Source organism: Nocardia sp. NPDC057440 (assembly GCF_042802915.1).
Lineage (GTDB): Bacteria > Actinomycetota > Actinomycetes > Mycobacteriales > Mycobacteriaceae > Nocardia.
The window spans coordinates 17100-37362 of sequence record NZ_JBHVDF010000029.1 but is presented as its reverse complement, the minus strand read 5'-3'; the positions used below and the strand labels follow the sequence as shown (position 1 = coordinate 37362).

General features: G+C 65.2%; 18 protein-coding genes. 8 read left to right on the top strand and 10 right to left on the bottom strand.

The features are described from left to right. Positions 1 to 131: 131 nt before the first annotated feature. The 7 genes from ACFU4Z_RS34985 to ACFU4Z_RS34955 all read left to right on the top strand — a co-directional run bounded on the left by ACFU4Z_RS34985 (position 132) and on the right by ACFU4Z_RS34955 (position 7819). On the top strand, positions 132 to 1598 hold the full coding sequence (locus tag ACFU4Z_RS34985) for an MFS transporter (RefSeq protein ID WP_379072274.1): 1467 nt from the start codon (positions 132 to 134) through the stop codon (positions 1596 to 1598). Between the two features lie 163 nt (positions 1599 to 1761). After that, positions 1762 to 3117: a hypothetical protein gene (locus ACFU4Z_RS34980; RefSeq protein ID WP_379072271.1), complete on the top strand. Its 1356-nt coding sequence runs from the start codon at positions 1762 to 1764 to the stop codon at positions 3115 to 3117. Positions 3118 to 3226: 109 nt separating this feature from the next. Continuing rightward, positions 3227 to 4018, top strand: a complete 792-nt coding sequence (locus ACFU4Z_RS34975; RefSeq protein WP_379072268.1) for a TIGR03084 family metal-binding protein — start codon at positions 3227 to 3229, stop codon at positions 4016 to 4018. A gap of 356 nt (positions 4019 to 4374) precedes the next feature. Next, the gene (locus ACFU4Z_RS34970; protein WP_379072266.1) at positions 4375 to 5136 is read left to right on the top strand and encodes a hypothetical protein; all 762 of its coding nucleotides are present in this window, start codon (positions 4375 to 4377) and stop codon (positions 5134 to 5136) included. A 294-nt stretch (positions 5137 to 5430) separates the two neighbouring features. Then, positions 5431 to 6594, top strand: a complete 1164-nt coding sequence (lhgO, locus tag ACFU4Z_RS34965) for an L-2-hydroxyglutarate oxidase (RefSeq protein WP_379072264.1) — start codon at positions 5431 to 5433, stop codon at positions 6592 to 6594. Positions 6595 to 6729: 135 nt separating this feature from the next. Next, a complete protein-coding gene (locus ACFU4Z_RS34960) occupies positions 6730 to 7200 on the top strand; it encodes an SRPBCC family protein (protein WP_379072260.1) in 471 nt (156 codons plus the stop codon). 10 nt (positions 7201 to 7210) lie between these two features. Further along, on the top strand, positions 7211 to 7819 hold the full coding sequence (locus ACFU4Z_RS34955) for a ribonuclease H (RefSeq protein WP_379072257.1): 609 nt from the start codon (positions 7211 to 7213) through the stop codon (positions 7817 to 7819). Between the two features lie 87 nt (positions 7820 to 7906). On the opposite strand, the gene ACFU4Z_RS34950 is transcribed toward ACFU4Z_RS34955, so the two are convergent. The 9 genes from ACFU4Z_RS34950 to ACFU4Z_RS34910 form a co-directional block, all read right to left on the bottom strand. Then, positions 7907 to 8668 (bottom strand): hypothetical protein, encoded by a 762-nt coding sequence (locus tag ACFU4Z_RS34950; RefSeq protein ID WP_379072255.1) that lies wholly within the window; start codon positions 8666 to 8668, stop codon positions 7907 to 7909. A gap of 168 nt (positions 8669 to 8836) precedes the next feature. Further along, complete coding sequence (locus ACFU4Z_RS34945; protein ID WP_379072321.1) at positions 8837 to 10006, bottom strand: MlaD family protein; 1170 nt, start codon at positions 10004 to 10006, stop codon at positions 8837 to 8839. A gap of 5 nt (positions 10007 to 10011) precedes the next feature. Next, entirely contained in the window at positions 10012 to 11115 is a 1104-nt protein-coding gene (locus ACFU4Z_RS34940) for an MlaD family protein (RefSeq protein ID WP_379072253.1), read from the bottom strand. Continuing rightward, a complete protein-coding gene (locus tag ACFU4Z_RS34935) occupies positions 11112 to 12203 on the bottom strand; it encodes an MlaD family protein (RefSeq protein ID WP_379072251.1) in 1092 nt (363 codons plus the stop codon). The genes ACFU4Z_RS34940 and ACFU4Z_RS34935 overlap by 4 nt, the downstream gene beginning before the upstream one ends. Continuing rightward, positions 12200 to 13198: an MCE family protein gene (locus ACFU4Z_RS34930; protein WP_379072249.1), complete on the bottom strand. Its 999-nt coding sequence runs from the start codon at positions 13196 to 13198 to the stop codon at positions 12200 to 12202. The genes ACFU4Z_RS34935 and ACFU4Z_RS34930 overlap by 4 nt, the downstream gene beginning before the upstream one ends. Beyond that, on the bottom strand, positions 13195 to 14223 hold the full coding sequence (locus tag ACFU4Z_RS34925; RefSeq protein ID WP_379072247.1) for an MCE family protein: 1029 nt from the start codon (positions 14221 to 14223) through the stop codon (positions 13195 to 13197). The genes ACFU4Z_RS34930 and ACFU4Z_RS34925 overlap by 4 nt, the downstream gene beginning before the upstream one ends. Then, positions 14220 to 15740: an MCE family protein gene (locus tag ACFU4Z_RS34920; RefSeq protein ID WP_379072245.1), complete on the bottom strand. Its 1521-nt coding sequence runs from the start codon at positions 15738 to 15740 to the stop codon at positions 14220 to 14222. The genes ACFU4Z_RS34925 and ACFU4Z_RS34920 overlap by 4 nt, the downstream gene beginning before the upstream one ends. Positions 15741 to 15746: 6 nt before the next feature. Continuing rightward, positions 15747 to 16610, bottom strand: coding sequence for an ABC transporter permease (locus ACFU4Z_RS34915; protein ID WP_366528488.1), 864 nt, complete (start codon positions 16608 to 16610; stop codon positions 15747 to 15749). Positions 16611 to 16614: 4 nt separating this feature from the next. Next, positions 16615 to 17433, bottom strand: a complete 819-nt coding sequence (locus tag ACFU4Z_RS34910; protein ID WP_379072241.1) for an MlaE family ABC transporter permease — start codon at positions 17431 to 17433, stop codon at positions 16615 to 16617. 562 nt (positions 17434 to 17995) lie between these two features. Between ACFU4Z_RS34910 and ACFU4Z_RS34905 the strand changes: the two genes are divergently transcribed. After that, positions 17996 to 18670 (top strand): S1 family peptidase, encoded by a 675-nt coding sequence (locus tag ACFU4Z_RS34905; RefSeq protein ID WP_379072238.1) that lies wholly within the window; start codon positions 17996 to 17998, stop codon positions 18668 to 18670. A gap of 41 nt (positions 18671 to 18711) precedes the next feature. On the opposite strand, the gene ACFU4Z_RS34900 is transcribed toward ACFU4Z_RS34905, so the two are convergent. After that, a complete protein-coding gene (locus ACFU4Z_RS34900) occupies positions 18712 to 20241 on the bottom strand; it encodes an MFS transporter (protein ID WP_379072235.1) in 1530 nt (509 codons plus the stop codon). Positions 20242 to 20263 lie beyond the last annotated feature (22 nt).

Below are 20263 nucleotides of genomic sequence, written 5' to 3'. Positions count from 1 at the left end.
GCTGCGCCAGAAAACGACCACGGCATCAGGGTTCGCGGGATCCGGTCTTGAACGGAACGGAGCATTCTGTTTTAATGAAACGGAACTAAACATTCCGCTCCATTCGGATCGGCTCGCTCCAGGAGGCGCACGTGACCGCTGTCATCGAAGATCCACAGGTCGAAACCACCACGGCCGCCGCCGAATCGGAGGTCGGGCAGCGCTACCCCCGCCGCTGGCTCGGCCTCATCGCGATCCTCGCCGCCACGCTGCTCAACCTGCTCGACGCCACCATCGTCAATGTCGCGGCGCCCTCGATCCGGGCCGAACTCGGCGGCTCGGCCGCCACCATTCAGTGGCTCGCCGCCGGATACACGCTGGCGCTCGCGGTCGGGCTGCTCACCGGTGGCCGGCTCGGCGACATGTTCGGACGCAAGCGGGTGATGCTGGTCGGACTGATCGGCTTTCTCGTCACGTCACTGCTGTGCGGCGTAGCAGGCTCGATCGAGACGCTGCTGATCGGCCGGGCGGCGCAGGGACTGTTCGCGGCGATCATGGTGCCGCAGTGCTTCGGACTCATCCGCGATCTGTTCGGCCGCGAACTCGGCAAGGCTTACGCGGCTTTCGGCCCGCTCATCGGCGTGGCGACCATCGCGGGACCGATCGTGGCCGGGTTGCTCGTCGACGCCGATCTGCTCGGCACGGGCTGGCGGTCGATCTTCCTGATGAACCTGCCGCTCGGCGCGGTCGCGCTGGCGCTGGGCAGCTGGATCCTGCCGTCCGGATCGCCGATCGAGGGGATGAAGCTGGACCTGCGTGGCGCGCTCATCGCGGGCGCCGGAATGAGCCTGCTGCTGTACCCGCTCGTCGAGGGTCGCGAGCTGGGCTGGCCGTGGTGGTCGGTGGCGATGTTGATCGCGTCGGTCCCGGTACTCGGCCTCTTCGCGCTCGATCAGGTTCGCCGGTCGCGCACCGGACGCACCGCGCTGATCGAGATGAGCGTCTTCGCCAAGCGGTCCTACACCTCCGGCATCGGATTCGTGATGGTCTTCTTCGGCGGCATTACCGGATTCTCGCTGTCGATCGGGCTGTTCCTGCAGCTCGGCCTCGGCTTCAGTCCGCTGAAGGCCAGCCTGACGATGGCGCCGTGGGCACTGGGCGCGTTCCTCGGATCCGGCGCGAGCGCCGCCCTAGCGCCCAAGCTCGGCCGCAAGGTGCTGCATGTGGGACTGCTCGGCATGATGATCGGTCTGGTGACGTTGTTCTTCCAACTCGGCGGCGGCGAGGCCCCGGCACCGTCGGCATTCGCACCGGCTCTGCTGGTTTACGGGCTCGGCATGGGTCTGATCTTCGTCCCGCTGTTCGGCATCATTGTCGGCGATCTGGAGGATCACGAGGTCGGCTCGGCCTCGGGGCTGCTCGAGTCCTTCCAGCAGGGCGCGGCGGCACTCGGCGTGGCGGGGCTCGGCTCGATCTTCTTCGGCCGGTTCGCCATCGGCGACGGCGTGGGCTCGGCATTGTCGGCGGCACAGACGATCACCGGGGTGGCGATCCTGCTCACCGTGGTGTCCTTCGCGGTGGTCTTCGGTCTGCCGAAGCAGGCCAACGAGCCGCACTGAGCCTGCGCCCGCATCGACGCGACCCCGGACTCCGACCGAGTTCGGGGTCGCGCCGCGAGCCGGTCACGACCGCATCGGGCCCGCGTTGACACCCCGCAGGAGCCAATGAGAATGTTGGGGCCTCGATATGTCACTACCCGGTCAGCACTAGGGGGACCCCGCGATGTCAGTGATCGCCTCCGGTGTATTCATAGACTGGGAAAATCTGACCGGGCAGTCCAAGTTCACCGTCGATCTGATTACATTCCCTATCTTCAGCGCATTGGCGGGCTGGCTCACCAACTGGACCGGCGTGCTGATGTTGTTCTGGCCGATCGTATTCCGCGGTATCCGAATCCCGGGCCTGCACGTGTTGTATCCCTATTTCCCGCGCCGGGTCCAGGTGCTGCCGACATTTTCGGGAGACGGTCGCAGGCTCGGATTCCAGGGATTCATTCCGGCACGCGCGGAAAAGATGGCGAGTATCTGTGTCGACAAGGCATTGATGCGGATCGGCAGCCCGAAGGATTTCATCCATGAACTGGATTTGGACGGAATCGCCGACTACATAGCGTTACTCGCGAGCAAACAGGTGCAGCCGTTGGTCGACGAGCTGATGTACCGGGAGAACCCGGAGCTGTGGCGCACCATGCCACGCGCGATGAAGCAGCTGGTCTATCAAAGAGTGGATCGCGAACTACCCGCACTGTGCAGGCGCGCCTTCGAATCGCTCGGCGACAATGTCGATCAGCTCATCGATATCAAGAGTTTCGTCATCCGGTACCTGCGGGAGAATCCATACATCCTGAAGGACCTGACCACCACCATCGCGGCGCCCGAGCTGAAGTTCATGGTGCGGGTCGGTTTGCTCGGCGCACCGTTCGGCCTGCTGCTCGCTCTGTATCTGCATGCGCACAGCCACATTCCGGTGCTCGGCTGGGTGCCGGGCTGGGTGATCGTGCTGCTCGCGGGTGCGGCGATCGGCGTCATCGTGAATGTCATCGCGGTCAAGATGGTGTTCGAGCCGGGTGATCCGCAACCGCGCTACAAGTACCTGTGGCGGCAGGCGCTGCTGGCCAAGCGACAGCCACAGGCCGCGACCGACCTCGCGCACATTCTGGCCTATCAGGTGCTGACCCTGCCGAATCTGTCGAAGGAACTCCTCGAGGGCCCCAACGGTGACAAGACTCGCCAGCTGCTGGAGCGGTTGATCGCCGACGAGATCCATCGCCAACTCGGCCCGACCACCTCGTTGGTGCGCGCGGCCTTCGGACGCCGCCAGTTCGACAACCTCAAGGTCGGCGCGGCAGGCGCGGCGGTCGGCTTGGCCCCGAGCCTGGTCGAGGACGAGGCGTTCACCCTCGAGCAGGCGAAGAAGATCGACGAATTCGCCGCCCGCAAGCTTCAGACCCTGACACCGGGTGAGTTCATGGAGATGTTCTACGCCTCGGTCGAGCAGGACGCCTGGCTGCTCTATCTGCACGGCGCGCTGCTCGGCCTGGTCGTCGGCGCGACCCACCTGCTCCTTTTCGGCTGGTAAGCACCTCACCCAAAATACAAGCACGCATGCTTGCATTTTTCTGAGCCCGCTGCGATGCTGAAGCGCGACGGCGCACCGAGCAGTGTGCCCGCGACCGGCAAGGAAACACATGGTTGACCTCGACGCGCTACTCGGCGACTTCGAAGCGGAATGCGCGGATCTCGAACTCCTGGTCGCGCCGCTGGCGTCGGCAGACTGGTCCACTCCCACGCCTGCGGCAGGGTGGAACATTTCGCATCAGATCGGCCATCTGGCCTGGACCGACGAGGTGGCCATCCTCGCCGCCGCCGACGGATCCGGCTTCGCGCACCTGCTGGCCGAGGCCGCACCGAAGGCGCTGACCTTTGTGGACGAGGCCGCCGAAGCCGCCGCCACCACGCCGCCACCGGAATTGCTCGACCGCTGGCGCCGGGGCCGGACCACCCTCGCCACCGCCCTGCGCGCGGTGCCCGCGGGCACCAAGCTGCCCTGGTTCGGCCCACCGATGAGCGCGGCGTCGATGATCAGCGCCAGGATCATGGAGACCTGGGCACACGGCCAAGACGTGGCCGACGCCCTCGGCGTGACCAGAACACCGACCGCAAGGCTGCGCACCGTGGCCCACCTCGGCGTGCGCACCCGAAACTTCGCCTACTCCGTGCACGGCAAGACCGCGCCTGCCGAAGAATTCCGAGTAGAACTCACCGCACCGGACAGCGCCCTGTGGACATGGGGCCCAGAGGATGCCGCACAGCGGGTCAGCGGATCTGCACTCGACTTCTGCCTACTGGCGACACAGCGCCGCCATCGCGACGACCTGGCGCTGGAGACCGTCGGCGCGGACGCCGCGGACTGGCTGGCGATCGCGCAGGCGTTTGCCGGAAACACCGGAGAGGGCCGAACAGCGGGTCAGTTCGCCTGACCCGCTGTACTTCCCGACCACCCGATCACAAGCTTCGGGAGCGGGCGAGCGCCACACTTGGGTGCGCCGTACGTGTCGACGGCCGGACGCCGTTGGCCGGGGTGTCTCGATGTGGCAGTCGAGAATGGCGCTCGCCAGCTATCTGGGTTTACCCGCCCGTCAGCTGCTGGAAACATCGAACACGCGAAAAATATGCGCGATCCCGGCGCTGATGACGCCCTTCGCCCGGCTTTGTGATGCTGCTCTCACCGATCGGCAGCCCCACAGGCAACACCGTAACCTGGACAAGTGTACGGCTTTCAACGATGCGGGCCGCGCTGCAAGGGGAGCAGGGGCGGAGGGAAGGAAAAAGCATCGTGACTGCACACAAGCCTGCTCAGGTCGTTCGGCATGCCGCGATCGTGCTCGCAGGCGCAGCCAGCCTCAGCCTCACCGTCGTCTCCGGGGCCTACATCGTGCACCAGATGGCCGACACCCACCGGGCAGGCAGCGAACTCTCAGCACCGCCCACCGCGACCGCCGAGGACATCACCCCCGACGCCGGCCCCACCATCTCCAAAGCCGTGCTGACCAGCGGAAGTCGCGATCTCCCTGCGCTATTCGTGCGCATACCCCCCGATACGACCGCCGCGTCCCCGAATATCGCTGCACCGCATAGTGATCCGGCCGTCGACACTTCGGCGGGCCTGGCCGGAAAGCTCCGGCTCGGCACCGCCTATGTCGGTGCGCAATTGACCCCGGTCCGCGCCGACACCGTCGTCTTCACCGTCGACACCAACGCACTGACCGTGCTGTCGGACTTCCTGCTGTCCGCACCGATCCGGGACCGGCTCGGCGTCGACAACGACCCCGCCGCGACGACGCAGGTGCGCACCGAACTCGACACCCACGGTCAGGTCACAGTGACGTTTTCCGACCCGGCCCTGGGTGAGCACGCGCTGCGGATGAACCGCTACCCCGCACCGACTCCAAAGGACGCGCCGAACGCGATGCCGCAGGAATCCGTAGTCACCAGCACGACGACAGGCGACACGGCGGCACCCGAAACTCCGGTCGCACCTGTGGACTCGACACCGCGCCCGACCCTGAAAACCGCGCCGAGCACCATCAACGTCTGACCTAAGCAGGACCACATCCAGTTGCCGACACACGGCAACAACTGATTTCGTATGCACATGGGTAACTCACCGGGCACGCCCAGAACCCAACCCCACCGCTCGACCGCCGGCCCGCGACGAAACGGTCACGGCACCGACGACCGGCAAGAATCGCGGAGAGGCGGGGGAGCTGACTCACCGGGCACGCCCAGAACCCGACCCAACCCCACGACCGCCGGCCCGCGACGAAAAAACCGTCGCGACACCCACGACCGGCAAGAATCGCGGAGAGGCGCGGGAGCAACAGACTTCTGCGTGATCGGTGGCGGGATCGTCGGCGTGGCGACGGCGCATCGGATTCTCGAGCGCCATCCTGGGGCCAGCCTGGTGCTCGTCGACAAGGCCGCGGCGTTGGCCACCCATCAGACCGGGCACAACAGCGGCGTCATCCATTCCGGCATCTACTATCCGCCGGACAGTTTGAAGGCGAAACTGTGCAGGCAGGGTGCGCAGTGGACGAAGGATTTCGCTGCGGCGCAAGGGATTCCGTTCGAGGTGTGCGGAAAGCTGCTGGTGGCCACCGACGCCGCGGAATACGAGCGAATGCTCGCGCTGCACGAGCGGTCAGTGACCAATGGGGTAGAGGTCGAACTGATCGACGGCGCCGAACTCATCCGCCGCGAACCGCACGTGACGGGGGTCGGGGCGCTGTTCGTGCCGAGCACCGGCATCGTCGACTACACCCGCATCACCACGGCGCTTGCCGAGGAGATCCGGCGGGCGGGCGGGCAGATCGTGCTCGGCGCCGAGATCGATGCGATCACCGAGACCGCTGACGCGGTGACGATCGCGGGCCCTTCCGGTTCCTGGACCGCGCGCACCCTGGTGGTGTGTGCCGGTCTCCAGGCCGATCGAATGGCCGCGCTCGCGGGCCTGCGCACCGATTTCCGTATCGTGCCGTTCCGCGGCGAGTACTACCAACTGCCTGCCGACCGCGCCGGGCTGGTTCGGACACTGATCTATCCGATCCCCGATCCGAACCTGCCGTTTCTCGGTGTACATCTGAGCCCGACCATCGACGGCGAGCTGACCGTCGGCCCGAACGCGGTGCTCGGCCTGGCCAGGGAGGGCTACCGCAAGGGCAGCGTCAATGTCCGCGACGCCCGCGAGGTGCTCGGGTTCCCCGGCGTCCACCGGGTGGCCCGCACCCATCTGCGCACGGGAGTGCGGGAGTTGCGCAACTCGCTGTTCAAACGCGGCTACCTGGCCGAATGCCGGCGTTACTGTCCCGAGCTGACGGTCGCGGACCTGCGGCCACGCGAGGCGGGGATCCGGGCGCAGGCGGTGCTGCGCGACGGCACTCTGGTGCACGACTTCATGATCGAGCGCACGCCGCGGTCGATCCACGTGCTCAATGCGCCGTCACCGGCGGCGACCTCGGCCATGCCGATCGCCGAGCATCTGGTCGATCAACTCTGATCCGACACCATCCGGCAACCAAGCAACCGCCCGGTTGCGACGCGGAAAGCCGTCCAACCGAATCCTCGGCAACCCCTCCAATAAAGAGGAGAACTGTAGTACTTTTAGCGGCAGCCGTGGAACAGGGAGGGCCTGATGGGCCACATCAAGTACGCGAGTGACGTCGGAGCGCCTGTCGAGGTTGCCTTCACCTACACGGACAACCATCTGTTCGTGCCGGACTGGATGTTCGCTGTCGCCGGCTTCGAGCCGACCGGGGAGATCGATCACGGCCTCGGGGCGAACTACACGACCACGGCGCGGCTGGCCTGGTGGCGGCCGACGGTGCTCTGCGAGATCACTGAGTACCGGCGCAATGTGGTGATCGGCTACACGCTGCGCGGACGGCTATCGGGAACACTGACACTCAGATTCGATCCACTCGGCTACGGACGGTCAGTACTGACGTCCGAGGCGGAGTACGCTCCACCGAGCGGCCTCGTCGGTCGCCTGTGCCTCGGTTTGGTCGACTCCGCCGTGAAATCGGCGCTGCGCCGCACCGAGTCTCAGTTGCGAAGGGAGATAGAGGAATTCCACGGTACCGATCTTGTCGGTCGGATTGCGTAGGGTGCCAGCCATGATCATCGTGAGCACCGACGGATCCTGCCTCCGCAACCCCGGTGGCGCCATCGGCTGGGCGTGGGTCAATCATCAGGGCTCTTCCCGCAGTGGCGGAGCCGCGTCCGGGACCAATCAGGTCGCGGAGCTACGCGCGGTGCTCGAGGCGATCCTCGCGCATCCCGGGGAAGAACCCCTGTTCATCGAGAGCGATTCGCTCTACGCGATCAAATGCGCGTCGGAGTGGATCTCGGGCTGGCGGGTCAACGGCTGGCGCACCTCCACCGGAGGCGCGGTGAAGAATGTCGAGCTCATCAGGCAGATCGATAGAGCCATCGCCTCCAGGCCAGGGCCGGTCCGGTTCCGCTGGGTCCGCGGCCATGTCGGCAATTACTTCAACGAGCAGGCCGACAAGCTGGCGGGCGAGGCGGCCAGACAGGCCGCGGTGACGGCCGCCGGCAGCGAAGTGGCGGCCGCGGAACTGCCAACGGTGCCCGAGCTGCCGACGGTGGTCGAACTGTCGAAGCCGGTCGAAATGGCCGAGCCCGTCAAAGAAAAGACTCCCGGGCCGCGGTCCGCGGGGAAGCCGGTCGCCCCGGCGGCGCCTCAGACATTGACCCTGTTCTGAGTCCGTCGGCGCGAACGGAGCGCAGGACCGCCCGAAAGACCTCCGGCGGTGGTGTCTCAACCCACCGCCGGAGGCGCTTCGACCGGGTCAGTTACTGCCGAGCTGCTTGAGGATCGGCAGGTCGAACTTGTTGACCAGCCACTTGTCGCCGTCCTTTTCCAGGCCCGCGACCACGACGAGTTCGACTCGGCTCGGCGGCTTGCCCGCCGCGGCGATGTTGACATTGGTGGTGGTCTGGCCGATCACCACAAGCACGGTGGCCTTGTCCGTGTCACCGGACTGGAAGCCGCACTGCATGTCGTAGGTCGACGACTTGGCCTTCGCATCGACGACCACACCTTTGAGGTCCTGGCCGAGCTTGCCGAAGGTTTCCTTCCACTCGCCGGTCGAGGCGGCGTCCACCTTCTTCAGATAGTCGTCGATGGTGTCCGGGTCATACGTGGAGATGAGACGGCCGTATTCGCAGGCCGCTTTGGTCGCGTCGGCTTGCGCGTCCAGCTTGTCGCCGCGGTCGGTGGCCTGCAGATAGAACACGACGACCGCGGCCACCGCGGCCACCAGCAGAATGCCCGCCACGAAGGCGGCGACCAACGGAACAGCCCCGAAGCCGCCCTTGGCGGTATCGGCGGCAGGCCTGGCGTTCGCCGTTTTCTTCTCGGCCGACTCGGTCTCGGCGGCAGCATCTTCGTCCGCGGCGGCAGTTGCCGCGGCCTCCGACTTTCCGGGCTCGACTGTCTTATCGTCGGCTACCGGGCTGTCGGGTGCTGCGGAGTCGGCGGCAGTGGTGTCCCCGGCCCCCGGGTCCCGCTTCGATTCGGGGTTGTCGGTTCCAGCATCATCGTTGGACATCGATACAATCCTGCACTTTCCCGGCGCGCTCTGGCACGCCGATTCAGCCTTGTCAGCTCGCATACGGCGAACCGTTCGCACTCTGCGGGCGAGTATCCCCGCCCGGCGCAAGCGCCGCCGAGGCGGGTTGTTCGAGCGACCTGCGAGCAGTCGCCAGCGGTGGTCGGCTCACCGCACCGGCGGGAGGGTCATTTCATTGGGATCCACGTTGGGCGGTATCTGGGCGCCATTGTCAGGAACGTTCGGTCGCGGTGCGTTCGCCGAACCACGAATCTGCAGTCCGGGCGGCGGGCTCTCGCAGTAGTTCCACTTGGGCAGCGAGCCGTCCTGGATGACCTCGTTGCGCAGTGGCACGTGCTTGTACTGGCAGATCGGCCGCACCCAGATGTCGGCGATGGTGAAGAATTCGCCGTCGTGCGCGGGCACACCCGCCGCCGACAGACCGACCGTCAACGAGGGGAACAGGGCCTGCAGCGCCGGGATGCGCAACTGCGCGGCCTTGGTCATCGCCGAGAAGTTGGCCGCCAGACTGGTAATCGGGTCCGCGGTCTTGTCCAGCACCGCGCCGAGACTGGTCAGCTGGCCGGGCGCCTGCTCGAGAATCGTCTGCAATTCGGCGTTGGCGTTGTTGAACTGAGTGAACAACGCACCCGAATTGCGGGTCAGCGTGGCCAGATCGGGCTGGGCGTGCGAGGTGGTGTCGGCGATGATGCGCAGATTGCTGATCAGGTTCTGCGTCTGCGGCAGCAGCGAATCGAAGCCGGCCATGGCCAGGCTGATGCCGTTCACCATGCCGCGCAACTGATCAGGGCCGCCGCTGAGCGCGATGTCGAGCTCGGAGAGGATGGCACCGAACTTGTCCGGGTCGATCTGCGCGATCAGCGCGCTGGAGTTGTCCAGCACCGACCACACCGGGGTCGGGGTCTTGATCTTCTCCGGATCGAACTTGATGACCGACCCGTCACGAAGATAGGGCCCCTGCTCGGTGCCGGGCCGGAAATCGACGTATTGCTCGCCCGCACCGGACAGCGCCTGCACCGCGATCGCGGTATCGACCGGAATCTTGTACTTCGAGTCGATCTGGGCCTTGGCGGCGATGGACTGGCCACGGTCGGTCAGCTCGATCGAGGTGACCTTGCCGATCCGGTATCCGCGCAGCGTCACATCGTTGCCTGGCTGCAGACCGCCCGAGCGGTCCAGATTCACCGTGACGGTGTAGTCGGACTTCAGCGGGTTCACCCGCATGACGCTCACCAGCAGATAGGAGGCGCCGACGAGGAACACCAGCACCAGACCGATGCTCGACAACAGGAGCTTGCGCCCGAACAGGTTCTTCAGCCAGGTCACTTGTAGGCCCCCGTCACTCGGGCTTGGATCAACTGCAGGACGGTGATCAGGCTGCCCGCGAGATCGCCCACGTCACGAAGATCCTGGATCTTGCCGTGCGCCGGGTCGCTCAGCACGCTGAGGTCGAGGTTCGTCGCGGTCGCGTAGACGGCGAGGCTGTTGCCGCGGAACGACGCGTCGACACCGGGTTTCATCGTGTGCAGCGCATCCAGCGCTGGTCCGAAATTCTGTTCGGTCCTGGCCAGCGCGTCCATCAGCTGGTGCACATTGTCGAGCAGGCTGGCGAGTTGACCGCCCGAGCTGCTGGAGTAGTCGCCCAGCGCCGCGCTGGTCGTCGAAATCTTGGTCAGCAAATCGCCGATGGCCCGGTTGTTCTCCGCGACGGCGCCGATCATCTGTGGCAGCGTGTCGGCGACCTGACCGAGTTCCGAGCGCCTTGTCTCGATGGTCGTCGCCAGCGCGCTGAACTGGTTGAGCACATTGTCGACGCGGGTGGTGTTGTCGTTCAAACTTGTGACGACACCGGTCATCTCGGTGATCAGATGTGCCATCTGTTCACCGCGACCGCCGACGATCGAATCCAGCTCCGAAGCCAGCTTGCTCAGCGCGGCGACACCGCCGCCGTTGAACAGCATGGAGACCGAGATGAGCAGCTCCTCGACCGTGGCGCCCGCCGAGGTCTTGTCGAGACCGAGCGTGTCACCTTGGTGCAGGATCTGCGTACCCGGCGCCGACTTCGGCTTGGACACCGAGATGAAGACATCACCGAGCGGTGTGGCCTGACGCAGCTCGGCGGTGCTGCCGAGGGGCAACTCGATGTCCTTGCGAATAGTCAGATCGACGATGGCCTGGAAATTCTTCGTCCTGATGTTGGAGACCACCCCGACATCCGAACCGCCGATCTTCACCTTGGCCTGATCCGGCAGGTTCAGCGCGTTCTCGAAAACCGCGTGCACGGTGTAGGTTTCGCCGCTCGCACCCGGCTTGGGCAGCGGCAGCTTCTCCACGGTCAATCCGCAACCGGAGGTCACGGCCACACCGGTCGCGACCGCCAGCGCGATCAGCGTGCGGCTTGCGTTCTTCATCAGCCGGTTGGTCATTTGGTCATCCCCAGCAGTGCCGCCGTAATTCCCAGGTCGGGTCCCAGGTCCTCGAGCCTCCCGGTTCGGCATCCGTCCGGCTTCATCTGAATCCGTTCGCAGAACACGCTCAACAGCTCGCCGTTGAGGAAGGTCTGGATATTTCCGTGCAGCCGGATGTAACCCATTTCCCTGTTCACCGACCGATCGAGGTTCTGCATGAGCAGCGGCGCGAGATCGACGACCTCGGTGACGCCGCGCGCATTGGCGCGCAGTTGGTCGGTCACCTTGGTCAGCCCGGCGAGCGAGCTCGACAGCTGATCCTGGTACTGCACGAACACCGAACTTGTGTTGTTCAGGAAGTCGTTGAGCTGCTGCAGCGTCGCCTGTAGGCCGGGCGCCTGATCCGCGAGCAGACCTGTCATCTGCGTCATCCGATTGCTGAAATCACGGACGGACTGGTCGTTTTCGGCCAACATCGTGGTCAGCTCGTTCAGCTGGACGATGATGTTGGAGACCGCGTCCTTGTTGTCGACACCGACCTTCAGCGCGCCGGAGAGCGCATTGAGTGTGTCGCGCATCTTCGCGCCCTGGCCGTTCACCATCGGGTAGAGCACCCGGCCCGAGAGTGGGCCGAGGCCTTCGGTACCGGGTTCGGGCTTCAGCGCGGCGGCGAACTGATCGATGGTCTTGATCATCGTGTCCAGCTCGACCGGCGTCCTGGTGCGCGCCTTCGGCAGGTGGGCGCCGTCGGACATGGCGGCGCCCTCGGTGTAGACCGGGGTGAGCTCGATGTGCCGATCGGTCACGATGGACGGCGAAACAATCGCGGCCATCGCGTCTTTCGGGATCTTCACCCCCGAGTCGATCGAGAGGTGAACCTCGACGAGAGTGCCCTTCGGAATGATCTTGTCTACCTTGCCGACTTCCAGTCCGAGCACCGTCACCGGATTGCCCTCGTACATACCCGCGATGTTCTCGAAGTCCGCGGTGATGTGCATTTGGTTGCCCAAGGCGTTGTTCAATGAGCTCGGCAGAATCGAGCAGCTGCCGACCGCGAGCGCCGCGGCGCTGATCGCGACGGTCTTGGCGATGGTCCTGAGGTTCATCCCTGGCATCCCTCGATCATGTGGGCGAAGCACAACCAGTTATCGGGGAACACCCACGGCAGGCCGACCTCACCGTAGGGACCGTTACCGAACGCATTGTTGAACTGGCGCACCGACACCGGCATGATCTGCAGCAGCCGGTCGAGATTGTCCTTGTTCTTCTGCAGACCCTCTGCCATGGTGTTCAGCTGCGTGATGGTCGGGCCGAGCTGGTTGTCGTTCGCGGCGCCGATCTCCTGCAACTGCCTGCTGAGCGTCGCGACATTGTCCAGCAGCTGGCGCAGCAGGCCCTGACGCTCCATCACCCGGTTGGCGATCGCCTCGCCCTGGGTGATCACCAGCAGCACGCTGTTGCGGTTGTCGCCGAGAATCTGGGTGACCCGGTTGAGATCCTTGAGCAGGCCGTCGACCTCGCCCTTGCGCGCGTCCATCACCTTCGCCAGCACGCCGATGCTGTCCAGCGCCTGTGCCGTGAGCTGCGGTGAATCGCCCATCTGCTTGTTGATCATGTCCAGCGAGGTGGCCAGCTTCTTGGTGTCGAGCGCCTCGAACTTCGGGGTGCCGATCTCGACCACATCGGCGAGGTTGTACGGAACCGAGGTGTTGGACAGCGGAATCCGATTGCCCTTCAAACCCGAACCGTCACCCGGCTCCAGATCCACGTACCTGGCGCCGAGCAGCGTGGCCATCTTGATGGAGGCCTTGGCGTCCGGTCCGAGCTCGATATCGTCATTGACGCTCAGGGAGAGCAGAATGTGCCCGCCCTCGAGCTTCGCATCCGCGACCCGGCCACTCGGAACGCCGGCCACATTGACCTTGTCGCCGACCTTGACTCCCGCGGTCTGGGCGAATTCGGCCTTCACCGTCTTCTCGCCGACACCGATCAGCCTGTAGGCACTCGAGCCGATCAGCAGCCCGAGGACGAGCACCGCGCCGATGACGCCGAGCCAGAAGTTCCGGTTGTTGTCGAACCTGGATCTGATTTTCGTCATCATGGGCGGCACACCGCCGACTGTCCGTTGCCGCCGATCTGGGTGAGCAGACCGCGCGGGAGCAGGATGCCGTACAGCGAGACATCCAGTTTGCACATATAGGCGTTCGCGTAGGCGCCGTCCTGGGTGGCCTTGCCGAGGTTCGAGAGCATCCCCGGCAGGTCGATGGCCGCTTGGTCGAGCTTGGCGCCGTTGGCGATCAGCAGCGTCAGCGCGGCGCTCGTCGAGTCCTGCGCCGTCTTCATCTTCGGCTGCACCACTGCGATCATGTCGACCAGGGCGCTGGTCGCATCCGCGATCTGCACGGTGGATTGCTGCAGGGACTGCCCCTGGTCGTACAGACCGCCGATCAGCGACCGCGTCTGGGTTACCAAGGTCTCCAATTCATCACCTCGCTTGGCCAACCCCTGCATCACGCCGCTGAGGTTGGTGATCACATCGCTGAGAATCGCGTCCCGGCGCTGGAAATCCGTGGCCAGGGTCGCGGCCTGAGTGATGAACGCGCTCAACGAGACACCGTCACCCTGCAATGCCTGGATGAAGGTCTCCGACAGCCTGTTCACCTGTTCGGGCTGCAATACCTGGAACAGCGGCTGGAATCCGTTGAGCAGCGCCGAAACGTCGAAGGACGGCTCGGTACGTTCCAGCGGAATGCTCGCCTTGTTCTTCAGTGCGGCCGGGCTCGCCGATTTGCCCGGCGCCAGCGCGATATACCGCTGGCCGATCAGGTTCTGGTAGCGGACAAGGGCTTTGGTGTCGTCGTACACCGTCTGGTTGCGCTGCACGATGAACGTCACCTTGGCGTCGTTCTTGCTGTCGAGTTCGATCTTCTCGACCTTGCCGACCCGCACGCCTGCTATGCGGACGTCGTCGCCCTCACGCAGACCGAGCACATCGGTGAACGTGGCCGTGTAGCTGTTGGTGTCACCGTCGACGACGCGCGCGAGGGTGTTCCAGATGACCACGGTCACCAGGATCGACACCAACGCGAACAGACCGAATCCGATCAGGGGTTTGCGAACGCTCACTTGCCCTCACCGCTCTCGGTGACCTGCAGGGTTCCCCCACGCAGCGCCGAACTCAGCAACAGATATTCGGCGGTCGTCGGTCGCCGCCCGAGCAGCGCGGTGATCGCGGCATCTCCTTCGTAGGCAATGGGACCGGCCGAGGGTACGCGGGCCGGCTGCGCGGGCAGCCCCGGCTCCGGCACCGGCACAGCCGCAGGCGCGGGGTTGGGGGAGCCGCCGGGTGCGGGCGGGAAAAGCTGGGGGAAAAGTCCTTCCAGCGGTGTGCCCGCGAACGGACTCGAGGATCTCGGCCCGTTCGGGCCTGGCACACCGGCGGCGTCCGCGGCGCCACCCGGAGTGGTCACACCCGGTATGTCCGGCAGACCCGCGGGCAGCGGCAGCCTCGGCAGGCCGGCCGCCGAATCCAGCGCCCGCGGCCGCATCGACTCCGGCAGGTAGCCCGGGTCGGCCAAGGTCGGTGCCGTGACGCAGCTCGGACCGGGCAGACTGCCGTAGCGAGGGCAGTCGTCCAAGGTGTACGGCTTGTACGGGGTGAACGTGACGCCTGCGTTCCACACCATCTGCCGCTGTGGGCCCCAATGGAAGGTCTGGTTCAGTTTGCGCAGCGAGGTGTTCAGGCTCTCGATCGCCTCCGGGATCGAGTTCGCATCGGCCGCGAGCGCGCCGAACATGTCGCTGGTGCCCGCGGTCACCTGCTTGCCCACGTCACCGTTGCGCGCGAAGAGCGCGTTCACGGTGTCCACCGTGCCCGCGCCGTTGGAGATCAGCGCGATCAGCGCGGTCCGCCGGTCGGCGATCGTCTGCGCGGTCTTCACCGAGCTGCCGAGCACGTCGAGCAGTTCCGGCGCGGACTGGTTGAGCGCCTGGAACGAGTGGGAGAAATCATCCAGCAGCACACCGAGATTCGGGATCGACTCGTCGACCGCGGTGAGCCAGCGATCCAGCCGTTCGACGGTGGAGCCGGGCATCCGGCCGCTGCCGTCGAGCGCCTGCGACAGCGTGCCGAGTACACGGCCGAACTGCACCGGGTCGATCTTGTCGAGGATGGTGCGGACCGTGGTCAGCGTGTCCTGCAGCGCGATGGTGCCCTGGCTGCGGTCCTCTTCGATCTGTGAGCCCTCGTGCAGGTACTGGTCAGCGGGTCCGTTGAAGACGAGCTCGACCGAGGTGACGGCGAACAGGTTGCTCGGCACGACGCGGGCGGTCACATTCGACGGGATGTCGCCTGCGAACTCCGGCTTCAGCTCGATCTGGACCTTCTGCTCTTCGCCCTTGGCGGCCACGTTGACGTTCTTGACGGCCCCGACGAGCACACCGCGGAACTTCACGTCGGCCTGGCTCGGCAGTCCGTCGCCCGTGGTGGTCAAATTGGCGACCACATTGACCTTCGGCACGAAATAGCCGCGGTAGCGGGCCATCAGGAAGCCCAGGATCAGCGCGAAGACGACCAAGCCGCAGACGCCCGCGATGAGCAACTGCCGCATGGTGGGTCCGCGCCCGCTCGGATCGATGATCATCTCGCCCTACCCAGAAATCCGGATGCCGGGGTTGACGCCCCAGATCGCCAACGTCATGAACAGGTCCGCGAACACCACCGCGATGATGGACATCTTGATCGCCCGGCCCGCGGCGACACCGACGCCTTCCGGCCCACCGGAGGCGAAGAAGCCGTAATAGCACTGGATGAACGTGGTGATCGCGACGAACAGCATGGCCTTGGCCAGTGAGTAGAGCACGTCCGTCGGTATGAGGAACTGATAGAAGTAGTGCGCGTAGGTGCCGCTCGACGTGCCTCCGATCAGCTGCACAGTCAGCGAGCACGAGATGTAGGCCATGGAGAGGCCGAGGCAGTAGAGCGGGACGATGGCGACCATCGCCGCGAACATCCGGGTGCTCACCAGGTAGGGCAGCGGCTTGATGGCGATGGAGTCGAGCGCGTCGATCTCCTCGGAGATGCGCATCGCACCCAGCTGCGCGGTGAATCGACAGCCCGCCTGTGCGGCAAATGCCAAGGCCGCCAACAGCGGTCCCAGTTCTCGGGTCGTGGCGAAGGCCGAGATGGCGCCGGTGATCGGGCTGAGGCCGAGCAGATTCAGCGAGGTGTAGCCCTGGATGCCGACCGTCATGCCGCCGAACGCGCTGAGGATCAGCACGACGCCGATCGTGCCGCCGCCGACGACCAGGCTGCCGTTGCCCCAGGTGACATCCGAGAGCAGCCGCCACACTTCCTTCGGATACTGCTTGAGCGCCGTCGGGATCGACGCGATCGACCGTAGGAAAAAGAACACCTGGTGGCCCAGGCGCGCGACCAGATTTACCGGTGCCTGCGCGGACTTCTTCAGTTGCTGAAGTGGCCGCAGCAGCGGCGGCACATAAGTTGATGACACCGGCTCAGACCACCTGTGGGGGGAGAAGTACGTTGTAGATCTGGGTGATGATGAGGTTCACTCCGAACAGCATGATCGCGGAGCTGACCACCGCGGAGTTCACCGAGTTCGCCACTCCGCCGGGACCGCCACGGGTATTGAGTCCGGTATCGCAGGCGATGATGGCCGCGAGCAACCCGAAGATCAGCGATTTCACCAGTGCCACAAGGAGATCGATGGTCACCGCGAACGAGGAGAAGGTGCCGACGTACGAACCCGGCGTACCGTTCTGTGCGAAAATATTGAAAATGTAGCCGGTCAGGAATCCGACGAAAACAACGAAACCGCAGAGCAGCACACTGACCAACATGGCGGCGCCGAGCCGAGGGGCGACAAGGCGGCGCAGCGGATCGACGCCCATCACCCGCATCGCGTCGATCTCCTCGCGGATGGTGCGCGAGCCGAGATCCGCGCAGATCGCCGAACCGACGGCGCCCGCGATCATCAGCGAAGTGACCAGCGGTGCGCCTTGCTGAATGATGCCGAGACCATTGGCCGCGCCGATGAAGGAGGTCGCACCGACCTGGCCTGCCACCGCACCGACCTGAATGGAAACGATGACACCGATCGGGATGGCGACCAACAGTGTCGGCGCCGCGGCGACGCTCGACATGAAAGCACACTGCTTGATGAACTCTTTGTAAGGAAAGCGGCGTCGGAATATCGCGATGAACAGCTCGGCAACAGCGGCGAATCCCATGGTGATCTGCCTGCCGAAGGTCTCGAGTGAACGCTTCGGATGGTCTTGCCAGTAGCCTTTAACCCAATCAACCGCATCACTCATCCGCGACTCCGACGGTGGACTCTTGGTCGACTGCACTGGCTAACCCCTCTCGACGCCGGTAACCAAACCCCGACGACTTGCATTGCTTGACGCACCTTACTACGGAGTAGTGCAGAACACACCATCGTCATGTGATCGCAGTCATAGATGCGTGTCACTGTTCGCGAAAAGCTATGAGACGCGGCACGGACGTTGGTACGGGGCCCAAAGTTAACCGTCCATCTTCTAGAACAAGTTACAGTTCACCTGCGCCGATCAGCGTCATGTTCAGTATCTCGGCGCAATTACGAGGATAATATTCATCGAAAATCTCATTTGTTTCGGAACACCGGACACGGCACAACGAACTTGTCACCGAAACACAAATTCGGTGCGCGATCGGTGTTACTTATAGAAGACTGCTATTACGGTAGTAAGAGACGCTCGACCTGAAATGTCGAAAAATGAGGTGGCCACTGCACCACCCCCGGCCATGGCCAGTACATGACGCGCCCGGGGCCGAATACTGACACGATGGGTGCGACAGATTGATATCGTGCGGATTTCCGACGTCTGGAGGGACATGTTCAGCAAACTCGCCAAGGTGGCCAACGCCGCCTTCGCCGTAGCTCTTGGTGCGGCGCTGCTCGGGACGGGCGCAGGGGCAGCGGACGCGGCACCCGCCCCGCCGGTCGTGGGCGGTGGTTCGGGGATCATCATCGACAATCAGTTCGAATGCACAGTCACCACAGTGGGTTACGACGGCGCCGGTCGACTTGTCGGCCTCACCGCCGGACACTGCGGCGACCCGGGCGCTCAGGTGTACGCCGAGGCAGACCGCGGCGCAGGCCAGATCGGCCGGTTCGTCTACTCCAACCACGATCTCGACTACGCCGTCATCGAGTTCGGGCCAGGCAAGATCACCCCGGTGAACCGCGTCGGCAACGTGACCATCACCGGAATCGGCGGCCCGGCCCGGTTCCCGATGATCGTCTGCAAGGAAGGCCGGACCACCGGCAACACCTGCGGCATCTCCTGGGGCGATGTCTTCGGGTCGAATATGGAGACCTGGTCGCAGATGTGTGTGGTGGAAGGCGATTCCGGCGCGCCGGTCGTCGTCGGCACCACGCTGGTCGGCATGGTCAACGCCTACCTCGCCATCGCCTGCTTCGGGCCCGAGGTCGGCACCAACATGAGCTCGATCATGGGTGACCTCAACGCGCGTGGCGGGATCGGCGCGGGCTTCAACCCGATCTGATCCACCGCTGCCGGAAATAATGAGCGGGCCGCGCGGCCCGCTCATTTTTCGTTGGCGGCCGCTTCGTGCAAGGCGGGCGCCACTGCCGGACCCGACATTCCGCACTGCGGCATACAGTCGACGTTGTCGAGCGACGGCGTATGGCGCGGCTGGCGCAGCAGCAACGCGGCCAGCAGCGCGCCCGTCACCAGCAGGCCCACACAGATCCACAGAGCGACACCGAATCCGCGATCGAATTCGACCGGGTCGCTGAGCGATCCGGAGATCCCGGCCAGCCCGGGCAGCGCGGCGACGGCGAGCAGCTGAGCGGTGCGGGCGACAGCATTGTTCACACCGGAGGCGATACCGGCCTCGCTGGAGGGCACCGCACCGAGCACCGCACCGGTGAGCGGGGCGACGAGCACCGACAGGCCGAGGCCGAACAACAGCACGCCGGGCAACACATCGGTCACATAGGTGGTGTCCGGTCCGATGCGCAGCAAGAGCACCAGTCCACCGGCGGCGAGCAGCGGTCCGGCAGTCAACGGGATGCGCGGACCGTGCACCTGGGCCCAACGGCCCGCGGGCGCCGAGAGCACCAGCATGATCAGCGTGACGGGGACGGTCGCGACGCCCGACATCAACGGCGAGTATCCGGCCACCAGCTGCAACTGCATGACCAGGAGGAAGAAGACGCCGCCGAGTGCGGCGTACACGGCCAGCGTTACCAGGTTCGCGGCGGTGAACACCCGTCCGCCGGAAGGGAACGGCCCGGAGGAGGCGGCTTGCGCAGCGCCCGCTTCCGTCGTCATCGACCCCGTGAACAGCGACGGCGGCACCAACGGATGGTCACTACGCATTTCGATGACCACGAACAGCGCGAGCAGCAACAGACCCGCGACAATGAGCAGCGGCATCGCATCGATCAAACCGAAGGTCAGCGCGCCCAGTGCCAGCGCGACCACCACCGCTCCCGGAATATCCAGGCGCGCGGCGGCATTCGGATCGCGACTTTCCGGCACATGCCGCAGTGCGACCAGTACGACGACCAGGGCGAGCGGCACATTGATGAAGAAGATGGACTGCCAGCCCGCCACGTCGATCAACCAGCCACCGAGGAACGGGCCGAGCGCACCGGCGACGCCGCCGAACCCCGACCACAGCCCGATCGCCGCACCCTGGTCGCGCTGATCGATGGACGAGGAGATCAGCGCCAGGCTGCCCGGCGTCAGCATGGCGCCCGCCACACCCTGCAGGATGCGGGCGACGACCAGCATCTCGATATTCACCGCGGCCCCACACAGCACCGAGGCGATGGCGAAACCGATGGTGCCCCAGACGAAGACCTTGCGGCGGCCAAGGCGATCACCGAGCGATCCGCCGAGCAGGATGAACGACGCCAGCGTGAGCGTGTAGCCGTTGAGCGTCCACTGCAGGCCGGCGACATCGGTGTTCAACGACTCACCGATGCGCGGCAACGCGATGTTGACGACAGTGGCATCGAGCGAGGCCACCGACGACCCGAGAATGGTGGCCAGCAGGATCCAGCGGCCCTTGGCCGAATGTAAGCGGGGCAGCTCCGGGGTGCTCACCCAACCAACCTAGCCGCAGGGG